The organism is Thermotoga sp. 2812B (genome assembly GCF_000789335.1).
GTDB lineage: Bacteria > Thermotogota > Thermotogae > Thermotogales > Thermotogaceae > Thermotoga > Thermotoga maritima.
Map to the genome: position 1 here is coordinate 1,719,668 of NZ_CP003408.1, position 16,968 is coordinate 1,736,635.

At 42.5% G+C, this 16,968-nt stretch carries 10 protein-coding genes and 1 pseudogene; all 11 read left to right on the forward strand.

Annotation, left to right across the window (positions count from 1 at the left end; translation table 11 throughout):
* The first annotated feature begins 6 nt into the window (after positions 1-6).
* The 11 genes and pseudogenes from T2812B_RS08850 to T2812B_RS08900 all read left to right on the forward strand — a co-directional run bounded on the left by T2812B_RS08850 (position 7) and on the right by T2812B_RS08900 (position 16,934).
* Positions 7-1,875, forward strand: coding sequence for a glycoside hydrolase family 127 protein (locus T2812B_RS08850; RefSeq protein ID WP_008193474.1), 1,869 nt, complete (start codon positions 7-9; stop codon positions 1,873-1,875).
* 36 nt (positions 1,876-1,911) lie between these two features.
* Entirely contained in the window at positions 1,912-2,703 is a 792-nt protein-coding gene (locus T2812B_RS08855; protein ID WP_008193471.1) for a 3-keto-5-aminohexanoate cleavage protein, read from the forward strand.
* On the forward strand, positions 2,700-2,897 hold the full coding sequence (locus T2812B_RS08860; protein ID WP_008193469.1) for a hypothetical protein: 198 nt from the start codon (positions 2,700-2,702) through the stop codon (positions 2,895-2,897). Before T2812B_RS08855 ends, T2812B_RS08860 begins: the two co-directional genes overlap by 4 nt.
* 30 nt (positions 2,898-2,927) lie before the next feature.
* A complete protein-coding gene (locus tag T2812B_RS08865) occupies positions 2,928-4,070 on the forward strand; it encodes a four-carbon acid sugar kinase family protein (RefSeq protein ID WP_255347110.1) in 1,143 nt (380 codons plus the stop codon).
* Between the two features lie 16 nt (positions 4,071-4,086).
* Entirely contained in the window at positions 4,087-5,472 is a 1,386-nt protein-coding gene (locus T2812B_RS08870; RefSeq protein WP_008193464.1) for an alpha-L-fucosidase, read from the forward strand.
* Positions 5,473-5,476: 4 nt separating this feature from the next.
* The gene (locus T2812B_RS08875; protein WP_008193460.1) at positions 5,477-6,154 is read left to right on the forward strand and encodes an aspartate/glutamate racemase family protein; all 678 of its coding nucleotides are present in this window, start codon (positions 5,477-5,479) and stop codon (positions 6,152-6,154) included.
* Between the two features lie 2 nt (positions 6,155-6,156).
* Positions 6,157-8,106, forward strand: coding sequence for a beta-galactosidase (locus T2812B_RS08880; RefSeq protein ID WP_008193456.1), 1,950 nt, complete (start codon positions 6,157-6,159; stop codon positions 8,104-8,106).
* Positions 8,107-8,205: 99 nt separating this feature from the next.
* A pseudogene (gene lacZ, locus T2812B_RS08885) lies at positions 8,206-11,494 on the forward strand (beta-galactosidase LacZ).
* A complete protein-coding gene (locus T2812B_RS08890; protein ID WP_008193446.1) occupies positions 11,491-13,425 on the forward strand; it encodes a glycoside hydrolase family 127 protein in 1,935 nt (644 codons plus the stop codon). Before lacZ ends, T2812B_RS08890 begins: the two are co-directional and overlap by 4 nt.
* 47 nt (positions 13,426-13,472) lie before the next feature.
* Positions 13,473-16,145 carry an alpha-L-rhamnosidase gene (locus T2812B_RS08895; RefSeq protein WP_008193444.1) on the forward strand — a complete coding sequence of 891 codons (2,673 nt, stop codon included), beginning with the start codon at positions 13,473-13,475 and terminating at the stop codon, positions 16,143-16,145.
* A gap of 30 nt (positions 16,146-16,175) precedes the next feature.
* Positions 16,176-16,934, forward strand: a complete 759-nt coding sequence (locus T2812B_RS08900) for a DeoR/GlpR family DNA-binding transcription regulator (RefSeq protein ID WP_008193443.1) — start codon at positions 16,176-16,178, stop codon at positions 16,932-16,934.
* Positions 16,935-16,968 lie beyond the last annotated feature (34 nt).

The following is a 16,968-nucleotide window of genomic DNA, read 5'->3' on the forward strand; positions in this document are numbered from 1 at the left end:
GTTTTTATGTCCGAAGTGATAAAGATTATCAGAAGTCCCTACGCAAAGCTCAGAACAATACCTGTCAGTTCTGTTAAAGTAAAGGGATTCATGGGTAAATACTTTGAAACTCTCGTCAACGTGACCCTTCCCACACAGTACGATCTTTTGGAGAACACAGGAAGGCTCGACAACTTCAGAATCGCCGCCGGAAAGATGGAAGGATCTTACAAAACGTTTTCCCCTTTCGACGACACAGACGTGTACAAATGGGCTGAGGCAGTGTCCTTCGCCTTGGCGAACAGGAAACTGCCGGAACTAGAAAAGATCCTCGACAGCGTGATAGAAGAGGTGAAAGCTGCTCAGGATGAAGACGGTTACCTTGGAACCTATCTTTCTGGAGAGAGAAGAAAAGAGCGATGGACGAACCTTGCATGGAATCATGAGTTGTACAACGCAGGTCATTTGATTCAGGCGGCCGTTGCGCACAGAAGAGTGACAGGGAAAAGTACACTCTTCGAGGTGGCAAAAAGATTCGCAGATCACATCTACAACACCTTCGGTCCTGGAAAGAAAGAAGGGGCACCGGGACATCCTGAAGTGGAGATGGCCCTTGTGGAGCTCTACAGAGAAACAGGAGACAGAAAATATCTGGACCTTGCAAAATATTTCATCTACACAAGAGGGAAAGGTCTTACTGGTTTTAAAAAGAATCCTGAATACCTTATCGACCACAAACCCTTTGTGGAGCTAGAAGAGATCACAGGCCATGCAGTGAGGGCTCTGTATCTCTGCTCTGGTGCTACCGATCTTTATCTTGAAACGGGTGATGAAAAGATCTGGCAGGCCCTCAACAAACTCTGGGAGAATTTTGTGACGAAGAAGATGTACATCACAGGAGGGGCGGGTTCCAGGCACGACTGGGAATCCTTCGGAGAAGAGTATGAGCTTCCAAACAGAAGATCCTACGCTGAGTCCTGTGCTTCAATAGCGAATTTCATGTGGAACTTCAGAATGCTTCTTGCAACGGGCGATGGGAAATTCGCAGATGTTATGGAACAGGTTCTGTACAACGGACTTCTCTCCGGTATATCCCTCGATGGGAAGCACTACTTCTACTTCAATCCACTTGAAGACCTCGGGAGAACAAGAAGACAGAAATGGTTCGACTGTGCGTGCTGCCCACCGAATCTTGCCAGGTTCATAGCGTCTTTTCCGGGATACATGTACACCACATCGGACGACGGTGTTCAGGTCCATCTGTACGAGAAAAGCACAGTCAGGCTCGATTTCAAAGGTTCGGTTGTGGAGATAGAACAGGAAACGGACTATCCATGGAGCGGAGAAGTGACCTTCACCGTTGAAGCGGATATTGAAGAACCATTTTCCATTTCTCTCAGGATTCCTTCCTGGGCAGATGATTTTGTTCTCAGGGTGGACGGAAAAACGGTGATAGCAAAGCCACAGAACGGTTATGTAAAACTGAACCAGAGCTGGAAAGGGAAACACACAGTGGAACTTTCACTTCCCATGAAAGCGGTGTTTATCGAGGCACACCCGTTCGTGAGAGACGACCTTGGAAAAATTGCAGTGAAAAGAGGTCCAGTCGTCTACTGTATAGAACAAGCAGACAATCCAGATTTCCATGTTTGGACACTAGTTCTGAATTCGGAGAGTCTGAAGGAAGAAAAAGGGAAGATACTGGACAGGGAGGCTGTTTTCCTCAAAGGAACTGGAAGAGCACTGGACATCTCTGAATGGAAGGGGAAACTGTACAGAAAGCTGTCTGAGGTCAGGGAAAAAACGGTAGAGTTCACTCTCATTCCCTACCATATGTGGGCTAACAGAGAACCGGGTGCAATGGTGGTGTGGTTGAAAAAAATTCGAACAGCTTAATTTGAAAATTTGTGGGTAAAAAGAGGTGAAAAAGAAATGGAAGTGATTGTATCAGTAGCACCTGTACGTTCAGGCACTAAGATCAGCGTTGACGAGTTGGTTCAGGAAATTGTTGAATGTCAGAAAAGAGGTGCCTCAATTGTACATCTCCATGTACTAGATACAGGAGGATTACCCACAAGTGACAGACGGGTTTTTGATGAGATTGTGAGCAAAGTAAGGCAACAGGTAGATATTATCATTGAAGGATCAACCGGGGGAATATCAAATTTGAACGCAAAGCAACGAAGTGTATGTTTGGAAAATCCGTTTGTAGAAATTGCTTCTCTTAACATGGGTTCGATAAACATGGGAGATGTTGTGTATATAAATAAGTTGGCGGATATCAAATGGTGGGCGAAATTGATGAGGGAAAAGCATATTTTACCTCATCTAGAAATTTTTGATTTATCGATGATTTACACCGCAGAAAAGCTTCTAGCAGAAAGTTTGATTCCTGAAAACTCAATATATGGCATATGCTTAGGTTTTGAAACAGCGTTGCCTGCAAATGCGAATGTTTTATTCACCATTTTTCAACACATTCCTCATGGTAGAAGATGGAGTTTTTCTCATCATGGCATGAAAGATCTAAACCTGATAGCATGTGCTCTAGAATTAGGAGCTACGATCGTGAGAGTGGGTTTAGAAGATGCCTCAAACGATAGCACAATGAAGAACGTTGAATGGATAGAAAAAGTAGTTGATTTAATCGCTCTGATGGGAAAAAAAGTAACAACACCGGAAAGGACAAGAGAAATATTGGGCATAAGGAGGGATAATAGTTGACAAGAATCGAATTCGATGAAGTAGTTGAAAAATATAAAACCTCAGCAGAATTTGAAAGTTACATAGAAGAAAAGTGGTTGGAAGCAACTCAAAAATTCAGCAAAAAAATAGTGGTACTTGACGATGATTTGACAGGTATACAAACAGTGAATAATGTTTGGGTGTTGTTGGAATTTAATCCCGTAAGATTTTAACAGTTACTAAGGAACAATAAATTAATCTACATATGCACTAACTCACGAGCTATGGCTCAAAATATGGTAGAGAAGATGTACAAAGAAATTACTGGAAATCTGCTAGAAAATTTGAGTGACAATTTTGTAGTGATATGCAGGGGGGATTCTACTCTTCGCGGTCATTATCCATTGGAATCAAATGCAATTTTGGAGGTTTTTCAAGATAAAGGATTTGAAGTTGATGGAGAAATCCTAATACCTTTCTTCAAAGAAGGAGGTAGAATCACAATAGGTGGAATTCATTATGTTCTTAGGGAGAAATATCTTATTCCAGTTAATGAAACTGAATTTGCTAAAGATCTAAGATTTGGCTACAAACATGCCGATTTACGCAAATGGGTTGAAGAAAAGACAAAAGGTTCTGTAAAGGCAAAAAATGTGACAACTATTTCTTTAGAAATTCTCAGAAAAGGTGATATTAGGACAATTGAATCTCTTTTAATGAGAGCGAACAATTTACGGCGAATAGTTGTAGATGCGATAGACTACTTGGATTTAAAAGTATTTTGCATAGCTTTATTAAATGCTATTATGCAGGGAAAGAGATTTATATTCAGGACAGCGGCTTCTTTCGTACCAATAATATCAGGAGTCCAACCTTCACACGGGGTTGATCAAAATGTTTTGCTGCGTCTTAAAAGAAATTCTGGTGGACTGATAATAGTTTCTTCATATACCAATGTCAGTACAAGACAATTAGAAAAATTAAAAGAGTTAGAAAGAGTATTATTCAGAGAAATAGATGTGCAGAATCCTTCTGAAATGAATAATTTGATCTCGTTTGTAAATCAATATATTTCAGATTATGATATCTGTATTTTTACACCAAGACGGTACTTAAAAGGAATTAGCAATTCTGAGATACACGATACACTTAAGCAAATTGTAAATAAAGTAAACACGAATATTTCGTATCTAATTGTGAAAGGGGGAAGTACTTCTTACACACTACTTAAGGAGTTAAATAAGAAAGAAGCGGTTTACGCTTTAGGTGCTATTGTTCCGGGGGTGCCTGTTGTTTTGTTAGATGAAAATAGTCGATTTGGTAGTATTCCTTATGTTATCTTTCCTGGAAATGTGGGCAAGCCTGAAAGCCTGGCAGAGGTTGTGAAAATATTAAATAAAGTGTGATTAAGGAGGTGCTTGTATGCCTTACCTTAACTGGGATTCATTAAAAAGACCTGCACCTAAATGGTTTAGAGATGCTAAATTTGGTTTGTTCTTCCACTGGGGTCCTTACAGTGTACCTGCTTATCAGAACGAATGGTATTCGAGGAACATGTATGAGGTTGGACATCCACAAAATCTGTATCATATACAGACATACGGGGAACTGAAAAGATTTGGTTATAAAGACTTTTACCTGCAAGGATACTTCGAAGGCGAAAAGTTTAATCCTGAGGAATGGGCTGATCTCATTGTTAAATCCGGCGCCAAATACGCTGGACCAGTGGCTGAACATTCGGATAATTTCTCAATGTGGAATAGTAAGGTAAATCTTGTTAATTCCGTTAACTATGGGCCGAAAAGAGATGTGGTAGGTGAGTTAGCAGAGGCTCTTAAAAAAAGAGGGATCCGTTTCTTGGTGAGTTTCCATCATCAATGGTTGTGGGGTTGGTTCATGTCTACTGATCCTGAAGCAGATGTGTACCACCCTGGAAATGAGGTATTTTACGGCAAAGCACTTCCTCTCGAAACAAAGAGGATGTTCCCCTGGCGGTTTCCAGACGAGGATTTCAATCGAATCTGGGCTGAGAAAGTAATTGAGGTGATTGACCTTTATGACCCAGATCTGATTTACTTTGACAGCAGAACTTTCCTGATAGACGAAAAATATCGATACAAAGTTGTTGATCATTTTTACAACGGTCCAAATTCAAACAGCGATAAAATCATAACCTATAAGATGAATGATTTCCCAGAGGGTGTAGGAGTTAAAGACATAGAATGTGAATCCTTCACGGATATACAACCTTTCGTCTGGCAAACAGATGATCATCTGGAGGTTCAAAGGACTTGGTGCTGGATCCAGGGAGTGAAATACAAAACTGCCTATGAGATCATACATCTTCTCTGCGATGTAGTCAGTAAAAACGGAAATTTACTCCTCAATGTTGGTCCAAAAGCAGATGGTTCTTTTGATGAATCTGCCAAAGAAGTGCTCTATGAGGTGGGAGAATGGCTCTCCGTGTACGGAGAAGCTATATATGAAACTAGGCCATTCAAAATTTATGGCGAAGATACCGCCTATGTTGATGACAGATATTCTGTAACTATACGCTTTACGTCTAAAGATAAAGAATTATATGTAATAACTCTAGGCTATTTGCCATCTGGATGGCTTAAAATTCGTTCATTACGCAAAGAAGTATTTCCCTCAGAAATAGATCATGTTGAACTGATAAATGGAGACAGGAATCTTCCATGGAAGCAAGATGATCTCTTTCTTTGGATCTATATAGAAAATCCTACACCACATCCCTATGCAAATGTTATAAAGATAACAACTAAAAACAAAATCAGAGGAAGGTGATAACATGGCGATTGTAGGCTTTGTTCACACTTCAGTAATCGTCTATCCCATCATTCAGAGATATGTCAACGAAATAATACCTGATGTAGAAATTCTTCATATTGGAGACGACAGTATGGAAAGAGATAATTCACGTTCCTACCCCTCAGAACCTCCCTCTCACAATTATCTTAAATTCATTCTATATGCTCGATTTCTGGAAAAAGCGGGAGCAGATGTGGTGGTTTTAACATGTTCCACACTCAATAGAGCAGTGGAATTTGCTCAGCCTTTATTCAAAATACCACTGCTGCAAATTGATCGGCCTATGATGGAGTTAGCTGTTGAGAATGCAAGAAAGAGAGTGGGGCTTATTGCAACGTTAGAAACTACTATCCAGCCGTCGCTTCGGTTGTTAAAGCAGGTTGCCAAAGAAAAACAAAAAGAGATAGAAGTAAAAATCTCCGTTTGTAATGGAGCATTTCGGGCTTTAAAAAATGGGGATACGGAAAAGCATAATAAACTCATTTTGGAGGAAATAAAGAAAATAGCTCCAGAAGTTGATGTAATATGTTTGGCTCAATTGTCAATGTCAATTGTCGAGCCTTACTTAAATGATATGAACTTAAGAATACCTGTATATAATAGTGCCAGAACGGGAATAATGAAGGTTAAGGAAATATTAGAACATAAGGAGGATTAATAGTGCTCGGAGTCTGTTACTATCCTGAACACTGGGGAATAGAGAGAGTGGAAGAAGACTTCAGAAGGATGAAAGAGCTCGGGATAGAGTACGTGAGGATTGGAGAGTTCGCCTGGAGCAGGATAGAGTCGGAGCGTGGAAAGTTCAACTGGGACTGGCTCGACAAAACACTTGAGCTGGCAGAGAAGATGGGGCTCAAGATCGTACTGGGAACTCCCACCGCCACACCTCCGAAGTGGCTCATCGATGAACACCCGGAGATCCTTCCCGTTGATAAAGATGGCAGGGTGAAAAATTTTGGTTCCAGAAGACATTACTGCTTCTCCAGCCCTGTTTATAGAGAGGAAGTGAAAAGAATCGTCACCATAATAGCGAAAAGATACGGAAAACACCCGGCAGTCGCAGGCTGGCAGACGGACAACGAGTACGGATGGGGTAGCACGACGAGATGTTACTGCTCAAGCTGCAAAAAAGCCTTTCAGAAGTGGCTTGAGAGGAAGTACGAGGAAGACATAGAGAAATTGAACAAAGCGTGGAGAACAGTGTTCTGGAGTCAGGAGTATCGATCTTTCGACGAAATAGAGCTTCCGAATCTCACCCCTGCCGACCCGAACCCGTCGCATCTTCTCGATTACTACAGGTTCGCTTCCGACCAAGTGGTGGAATTCAACAAGCTCCAGGTGGAGATAATAAGGGAGTATTCGCCGGGAAGATTCATCACACACAATTTCATGGGAGGATTCGTGGATTTTGACCATTACAAACTTTCAAGAGACCTGGATTTTGCATCCTGGGACAATTACCCGCTCGGACACACGCTCGTTTTTCTGAGAATGAAGGGTGAGACAAAAAATCCGTTCGACAGAGTGGGACACCCGGACATCATCTCATTCTCGCACGACCTGTACCGGGGAGTGGGCAGAGGAAAATTCTGGGTGATGGAACAAGGAGCTGGTCCCGTGAACTGGGCTCCTTACAATCTCTGGCCCGCCAAAGGAGCAGTGAGACTCTGGACGTGGCAGGCGTTCGCACACGGTGCGGAGGTGGTCTCCTACTTCAGATGGAGACAGGCACCTTTTGCGCAGGAGCAGATGCACTCTGGACTTCTGGCACCGGATTCAGTTCCTTCCCCTGGAAACCACGAGGTAGGGCAGGTTTTCGAGGAGCTTAAAAACATCGATATCAATGAGCCCGTGGAAAGCGAAGTGGCACTTGTCTTCGATTATGAAACGGCGTGGGTCTTTTCCATACAACCGCACGGCGAGGGGGTGAACTACCTCGATCTTGTCTTCAGATTCTACAGTGCCCTCAGAAGACTCGGTCTGAACGTGGATATAGTACCCCCTGGATCTTCACTGGACGGATACAAAATGGTCGTTGTTCCAAGTCTTGCCATCGTGAAGGAAGAGGTTCTGGACACGTTCAAAAAATACGACGGTCTTCTCGTACTTGGCCCAAGAAGCGGAAGCAAAACAGAGACATTCCAGATACCACCAGAAATGCCCCCAGGTCTTCTCAAGGAGATCATACCCGTTGAAGTGAGACAGGTTGAAAGCCTTGGAGATAATGTTGAGACACTTGTTTGGAACGGTAAGGAATACCCTGTCTCGATATGGAGAGAGGATGTGGACCCCACCATCACGGAAGTGATCGCAAGATTCAAAGATGGCTTTGGAGCCATCTTTCGAAAGGAAAACGTCTTCTACCTTGCTTTCTGGCCGAATGGAGACTTTCTCGTAGATTTCTTTGAAGCACTTTCAAAAGAATCAGGAATTGAAACGAAAAGGCTGCCAGAAGGAGTACGCATTCAAAGGAGAGGTGAATATGTTTTTTCTTTCAATTTCACCTCTGAGGAGGTAGATTTAGAAATACCAACGAAAGTTCAGATAGTTCTAGGAGATCAAAAGATTCCTCCCTATGGACTGTTGATATGGAAGGAAAACGAACGCTGAGGGGGATCCAACAGATGGAAGCGTTGATGAAAGGAGCATGTTCTTACAGGAATAAAACTAGAACACAGGGTGGCATGCCTGCCGACAGGGGGTTAGAGTATGCGGTATGAATGGGAAAATCCACAGCTTGTGAGTGAAGGAACAGAAAAGCCTCACGCCTCTTTCATACCCTATCTGGACCCGTTCAGCGGGGAATGGGAGTACCCTGAGGAATTCATCTCTTTGAACGGGAACTGGAGGTTTCTCTTCGCGAAAAATCCCTTCGAGGTGCCGGAGGATTTCTTTTCAGAGAAATTCGACGACTCGAACTGGGATGAGATAGAAGTTCCAAGCAACTGGGAAATGAAAGGATATGGGAAGCCCATCTACACGAATTATTATTATCCATTTGAACCGAACCCTCCTTTTGTTCCAAAAGACGACAATCCGACCGGGGTGTACAGAAGGTGGATCGAGATACCTGAGGATTGGTTTAAAAAGGAGATCTTTCTGCATTTTGAAGGTGTTCGATCCTTCTTCTATTTGTGGGTGAACGGGAAGAAGATCGGTTTCAGCAAAGACAGCTGCACACCCGCTGAATTCAGACTCACCGATGTTCTAAGACCAGGGAAGAATCTGATCACCGTTGAGGTTCTGAAGTGGAGCGATGGAAGCTATTTAGAATCGCAGGACATGTGGTGGTTTGCGGGGATATACAGGGACGTTTATCTGTACTCGCTGCCGAAGTTTCACATCAGAGACGTGTTCGTGAGAACGGATCTGGATGAAAATTACAGAGACGGAAAGATCTTTCTGGACGTAGAGATGAGAAATCTCGGTGAGGAAGAAGAAAAAGACCTTGAAGTAACACTCATCACACCGGATGGAGACGAAAAAACACTCGTGAAAGAGACAGTAAAGCCGGAGGACAGAGTCCTTTCCTTTGCCTTTGACGTGAAAGATCCGAAGAAGTGGTCCGCGGAGACACCTCACCTGTATGTTTTGAAACTGAAACTGGGAAAGGATGAAAAGAAGGTCAACTTCGGATTCAGGAAGATAGAGATAAAAGACGGAACGCTTCTTTTCAACGGGAAACCTCTCTACATAAAGGGAGTGAACAGACACGAGTTCGATCCCGACAGGGGTCATGCGGTGACAGTGGAGAGAATGATTCAGGACATAAAGCTCATGAAGCAGCACAACATAAACACGGTTCGCACATCGCACTATCCGAACCAGACGAAGTGGTACGATCTGTGTGACTACTTTGGACTCTACGTGATAGACGAGGCAAACATTGAAGAAAACATAATGTCAGACGGAACCAGATGGAAACCCGAGATTACCCTTGCGAACAAACCAGAGTGGGAAAAAGCTTTCATTGACAGAATCCAGAGGATGGTCGAGCGCGACAAGAATCATCCCAGTATCATCTTCTGGTCTCTCGGGAACGAAGCGGGAGATGGAGTGAATTTCGAAAAAGCCGCTCTCTGGATAAAAGAGAGAGATAATACTAGACCAATACACTATGAATGTGCAATAAGATTGAATGGTGATCGTTTTTACTTGGACGTCTTTTCCCTCATGTATCCGAAGATGGACGTTCTTCTTGAGTACGCTTCAAAGAAGAGAGAAAAGCCCTTCATCATGTGTGAGTATGCCCACGCGATGGGAAACAGTGTGGGAAATCTGAAGGACTACTGGGACGTGATAGAAAAGTATCCGTACCTTCATGGAGGTTGCATCTGGGATTGGGTGGATCAGGGAATAAGAAAGAAAGACGAGAACGGAAGAGAATTCTGGGCGTACGGTGGTGACTTCGGTGACGAGCCGAACAACAAGAACTTCTGTATAAACGGTGTGGTACTGCCCGATAGAACACCTGAGCCGGAACTTTACGAGGTGAAGAAGGTCTATCAGAACGTCAAAATAAGACAGGTATCGAAAGACACTTATGAGGTGGAAAACAGGTATCTATTCACGAACCTTGAGATGTTCGATGGCGCCTGGAAAATCAGAAAAGACGGAGAAGTCATCGAAGAAAAAACCTTCAAGATCTTCGCTGAACCTGGAGAAAAGCGTCTCTTGAAGATACCACTCCCAGAAATGGACGATTCTGAGTATTTCCTCGAGATCAGTTTCTCCCTTTCTGAGGATACCCCCTGGGCAGAAAAAGGCCACGTTGTGGCGTGGGAGCAGTTCCTTCTGAAAGCACCGGCATTTGAGAAAAAATCCATTTCAGATGGAGTGTCACTCAGGGAGGATGGGAAACATCTCACCGTTGAAGCAAAAGACACGGTGTACGTCTTCTCAAAACTCACAGGCCTTCTGGAGCAGATCCTTCACAGAAGAAAAAAGATCCTGAAAAGTCCCGTTGTTCCCAATTTCTGGAGGGTTCCAACCGACAACGACATCGGAAACAGAATGCCACAGAGGCTCGCCATCTGGAAGAGGGCATCGAAAGAGAGAAAACTCTTCAAAATGCACTGGAAAAAGGAAGAAAATCGTGTTTCTGTCCATAGTGTTTTTCAGCTTCCGGGAAACAGCTGGGTGTACACAACATACACCGTTTTCGGAAATGGAGACGTCCTTGTGGACCTTTCTCTGATTCCCGCTGAGGATGTACCGGAGATTCCAAGGATTGGCTTTCAGTTCACGGTTCCTGAAGAGTTCGGCACCGTGGAGTGGTACGGAAGGGGACCGCACGAGACTTACTGGGACAGAAAAGAAAGTGGTCTTTTCGCAATGTACAGAAAAGCTGTCGGTGAGATGATACACAGGTACGTCAGGCCCCAGGAAACGGGGAACAGATCGGACGTGAGATGGTTCGCACTCTCCGATGGTGAAACAAAACTCTTTGTGTCGGGCATGCCGCAGATAGACTTCAGCGTCTGGCCCTTTTCCATGGAGGATCTCGAGAGGGCTCAGCACATAAGCGAACTCCCGGAGAGGGACTTCGTCACCGTGAACGTGGACTTCAGACAGATGGGCCTTGGAGGAGACGACAGCTGGGGTGCGATGCCTCATCTGGAATACAGGCTTCTACCAAAGCCGTATCGCTTTTCTTTCAGAATGAGGATTAGCGAAGAGATTCCATCCTGGAGGGTTCTTGCGGCGATCCCTGAAACGCTCCATGTTGAGATGTCCTCAGAAGACATGATACGCGAAGGAGACACCCTGAGAGTGAAATTTTCCCTTCTGAACGACACTCCACTGAGCAAGGAAGAACAGGTGGTTCTCTTTGTTGATGGAAACGAATACTCGGTGAGGCGAGTGGTGATTCCACCCTTCAAGAAGGAAGAGCTGGTGTTCAAAGTACGAAGGATTGAAGAAGGGTGAACATTTAGTATCTACCAACTTCAATACAGGGAAAACTATCTATGTTAGGCCAGGGAGGGAGTTGGTATGATTGAGCGCTATGCTAAGTTACATAATATTCCACCTGGGAAAGTTGAATGGACTGGTGGTTTTTGGGGGAAAAAATTTGAGAAATGTTACAGGATAATGATACCTAACATGTGGAATCTTTTGAGAGATCCAAATATTTCACATGCTTTCACAAATTTCCTTGTAGCGGCAGGAATAGAGAAAGGTGAACATAAAGGTCCTCCCTTCCATGACGGTGATTTCTATAAATGGTTTGAAGCAGTCGCTCATACATTTGCAGTTACAAAAGATAGAGAGTTAGATGATTTGATGGATAGAATCATAGAAGTAATTGGTAGGACTCAAAGGATGGATGGATATATTCATACCCCTGTTTTAATAGCTCAAAGGAAGGGACTACAAATGGACGATTTCCCTTCACCAGAGCACTTTGTAACTTACAATTTCGGTCATCTTATGACGGCTGCTAGTACCCATTTTCTGGCAACACACAAAGAAAACTTTCTGAAAATTGCTGAAAGGGTTTGTGAATATCTCTATGATGCATGTATAAGTAACCCTGAAAAAGTAGCCAGAAACAGTGTGTGCCCATCACATTACATGGGTGTAATTGACTTGTATCGCGTCACCGGTAAGAAGAAATATTTGGAACTTGCAAAACGTCTGATAGAAATAAGAAATCTAGTAAAAGACGGAACTGATGACAATCAAGATCGGATACCGCTTTTAGAACACACAAGAGTAATAGGTCATGCCGTAAGAGCGAATTATCTCTACGCTGGAGTCGCAGATCTCTATATAGAGACAGGAGATAAAAGATATTTAGAGGTGCTGTTAAGAACTTGGGAAAATATGGCGTACACAAAAATGTCTATAACAGGTGCTACAGGAGTTTTATACGATGGGGTATCACCCTATGGAGGAGAAAATCACAATGAGATACAGCGCGTGCATCAAGCTTATGGATTGGAGTACCAGCTTCCAAATGCTATAGCTCATAATGAAAGTTGCGCGGCTGTTGGTAACCTTCTTTGGACATGGCGCATGCTGAAGATATTCGGTGAAGCGCGCTTTGCTGATATTGTTGAACTAGTCTTATATAACGCCATTCTTGGAGCCATAAGCTTAGACGGCACCAAATTTTTCTACACAAACACTCTTCGACAGGTGAATCCTCCGTTTAAACTTCGCTGGTCACGAAAGCGCGAACCCTATATAACTTGTTTCTGCTGTCCACCAAATGTTGTACGAACAATTGCACAATCAGTCACTTATGCTTATACCACTTCAAAAGATGGTATTTGGGTGAATCTTTATGGGACTAACAAATTGAGAGTAAAACTCGCAACTAATACCCATATTGCTCTGGCTCAATACTCTGAATATCCATGGAATGGTTATATAAAGATAGTGTTGGAAGAAATTAAAGGTAATCCGAATTTTAAAATTTATTTACGTATTCCCGGATGGTCTCGAAATGTCAATGTCTCAGTTAATAGACAGGGTATTAAGAAAGATATTGTTCCAGGTACGTATTTGTCATTAGAAAAAAACTGGGAAGAGGGAGATGTTATAGAGATGGACATACCATTGGAAGTAAAACTTATTGAAGCTCATCCATTAGTAGAAGAATGCAGAAATCAAGTAGCAATCATGAGAGGCCCGATCGTTTATTGTTTAGAAGCAACAGATTTACCCAAAGGAACAAAAATCATGGAAGTTTATGTTCCTAAAGATATACAACTAAAACCATTTAGAGATTATGTTCTGGACGAAGAATTAGTAGCTCTGGGAGGGGAAGTAAATATCTATGAGGAAGGAGACTGGACAGGGAAACTTTATCGTGAATTAAGACGGTCAAAACCAAAAAAGACTTTCGTCAAATTTATCCCATATTATGCTTGGGGGAATAGAGAATTTAATGATATGACAGTATGGCTCCCTCTTGATTGATTAAGAACAAAATTAATTAAAAGCAAAAACATCATGGAGGTGCTGGTATGTTGCGTTTAGAGAATCTGAGGTGCGAGTACATGAGGAATCCCATTAATATTGATGTTGAAAAGCCGCGTTTTTCTTGGATTCTAATATCCGATCAGAGGGATCAATTTCAACGTGCTTACAGAATAATAGTTTCATCATCCTATGAGAAAGCTCTAAACTGGATAGGAGATATCTGGGACAGCGGGAAGGTTCTCTCTGGAGAAAATATCAACGTTGAGTATGGTGGGAAGGAATTAGAAAGTTTCACACGATATTACTGGAGGGTAAAATGCTGGACAGACAACGAAGAAGCAGAAAGTGATATTGCTTTCTTTGAAACGGCAGCTTTGGAGGAAGAAGATTGGAAAGCAAAATGGATCACAAAGAAGGAATTCATTTCATTTATCTCAAATGAAAACCCAGCCTCCGGACAAGACAAGTGCAAGCAGTATTATGCGGCATATTTTAGAAAGGAATTTGAGATTACAAAAAATGTGAAGAGAGCACGCGCCTACATATGTGGTTTGGGGATATACGAGTTGAGAATAAACGGAAGGAAAGTTGGGGATAATGTTTTAGATCCAGGACAAACAGACTATTCAAAAATAGCACTCTATTCAACTTATGATATAACCGATTATTTGAACGAAAAGAACGCTATTGGAGTGATAGTTGGTAATGGAAGGCACATAGAAAGCTATGGTTATGGAAAACCAAGGTTAATAGCACAATTTCTCATCGAATACGAAGATGGAACGAGGGAGTTTCTGGTAACCGACGAAAACTGGAGAGTTTCGCATGGTCCACTGATGGAGAACGGCATTTACTATGGAGAACGCTATGACGCTCGACTTGAAATGCCGGGATGGGATGAGTACGGTTTCGATGATTCCAGCTGGGAGGAGGTAGAAGCAACAAACAGGCCGAAACTCAAATCGCAGATGATGCCTCCTATAAAAATAACAGAAACACTCAAACCAAAGAAAATGTGGAGTCCAAAACCGGGAGTCTATGTCTTCGATTTTGGGCAGAACTTCACAGGATGGGTGAGGCTAAAAGTCAGAGGCCCTAGAGGGACAGAAATAAAGATAAGATACGCAGAGCTAGTAGACAACGATGGTACATTGAATACATCTACTCTCAGAAGTGCTGAATCAACGGATGTTTACATCTTGAAAGGGGCAGGTGAAGAGATTTACGAACCAAGATTCACCTATCATGGATTTAGGTACGTTGAGATAACGGGTTATCCAGGAGTGCCTACTTTGGAGAGTGTGGAAGGAAGATTTGTGCATACTGCCGTTGAAAAAATAGGAGACTTCGTATGTTCAAATGATTTGGTAAATCAGATCCACAAAAACATAATCTGGGGCCAGTTGAGCAATTTGATGAGCATACCCACGGATTGTCCGCAAAGAGATGAGAGAATGGGGTGGCTGGGAGATGCTCAGCTGACAGCGGAAGAAGCCATATTGAATTTTGACATGGCGGCGTTTTACACGAAATATTTGATGGATATCAGACTTTCCCAAAGAGAAGATGGATCAATACCGGATGTTGTGCCTCCTTATTGGAAACTTTATCCTGCTGATCCAGCGTGGGGAACAGCCTACATAACCATTGCCTGGTACATGTACCTTTACTACAACGACAAGCGAGTGCTTGAAGAGCATTATGATTCCATGAAAAAGTACGTGGAGTTCTTAAAAGATAACTCTGACAATTACATAATACGAAATCTCGGAAAATATGGAGATTGGTGCCCTCCTGGGTCTATACATCCTAAGGGAACTCCTTTGGAGCTTACTTCAACCTTCTACTTCTATCACGATGCACTTTTGCTGTCAAAAATTGCTAAAGTCCTCAACAAAAAGATCGATGTTGAGAAGTACAAAAGATTATCCGAAAACATCAAGAATGCATTTAATGGTGAATTTTTAAAGTTTGAAAAGGGTAAACATATTTACTCTGGGTGTGGTTGCAATAAAAAATCAACGAATCAAACACTATGTGTTCTTCCTATTTACTCAAATATTGTCCCTGAAGAGTATAAATTAGAAGTTTTTAAATCATTAGAAGAACTGGTAGAAGTGCGCAGTGATGGTCACCTGGACACTGGAATTATAGGAACCAGATATCTTCTAGAGGTGTTGTCGGATAACGGACGATTTGATCTTGCCTACAAGATAGTGACGCAAGAAACTTATCCTGGTTGGGGTTACATGATAAAAGAGGGAGCAACTACCCTCTGGGAAAGATGGGAAAAATTGTGTAATGGTGGAATGAATTCCCATAATCATATTATGTTCGGAAGCATCGATGCCTGGTTTTACAAATATGTTGCTGGTATAAGAATATTGGAGCCTGGCTGGAAAAAATTCCAAGTAAAACCTCCTATCAACGCTGATCTTCAATTTGCAAGCGCAAGATTAATAGCTATTCAGGGTGAAATTTTTGTGTCTTGGGAAAGATTAAACGGGAAATTTAGGATGGTGGTCTCCATTCCTGCAAATACACAGGCATTAGTTTACGTGCCATTAATGAGCAAAAAAGAAGTTTTTGAATCTGGAAGAAAAGTGTTTCCGAGTGAAAATGAGGGAAAAATATGTGGTATTTCATTTGTCGAGATGAAAGATAAGTTCATAGTTTTAAAGATTGGATCTGGTTGGTACAACTTCGAAAGTTTCTAAACCAAAAACAGTGAAGTAGAGGTGATCACTATGAAAGAAGAAAGACTTAAAGAAATCCTCGATATCGTTGACAGAAACGGTTTCATCAGCATGAAGGATCTTCAGGAACAACTCGGCGTTTCGATGATCACCGTGAGAAGAGACGTGGCAGAACTGGTGAAAAGGAAATTGGTAAAAAAAGTACATGGTGGCATAAGGAAGGTGAATTATTTTGAAAAGGAAACAGACTTCATGAAACGGCTCTCAATAAACAGAGAAGCAAAGGAAAAAATTGCCCAACTTGCACTGAACTTCGTTGAAGATGGAGACATTATCTTTCTGGACGCAAGCACCACTGCGCATATCTTTGCCAAACACCTAGCCTCGTCTCAAAAGTCCGTTCATGTCATCACAAACAACCTGCTCACTGCAATGGAGCTCTCGAAGAACTCCGATATAAGCGTTGTTCTGCTCACAGGAAAGGTGAATCCGGAGAACCTGGCTGTGGAAGGCTCTCTGACGATAGAGTGTGGGAAAAAATTCTCTGTGAAAAAAGCCTTTGTCTCCTGTAGAGGAGTGACTGCGGAAGAAGGAACCTACGAAATAAACACCATGGAAATGGGAATAAAAGGAACTTTCGTGGAAAGAGCGGAAGAGATCTTCGTACTCGCTGATTTCAGCAAAATAGGAAAAAGATCGCTGGCACATCTGATACCCGCAGAAAAAATCGATCATCTCATCACCGACAGAAAACCTCCAGAAAATCAGTATGAAATATTCAGGGAAAAAGGTGTGGAAATTGTTTATTGATAAGTTCAACTCCCGTCATTCACTTGGAAAGAAG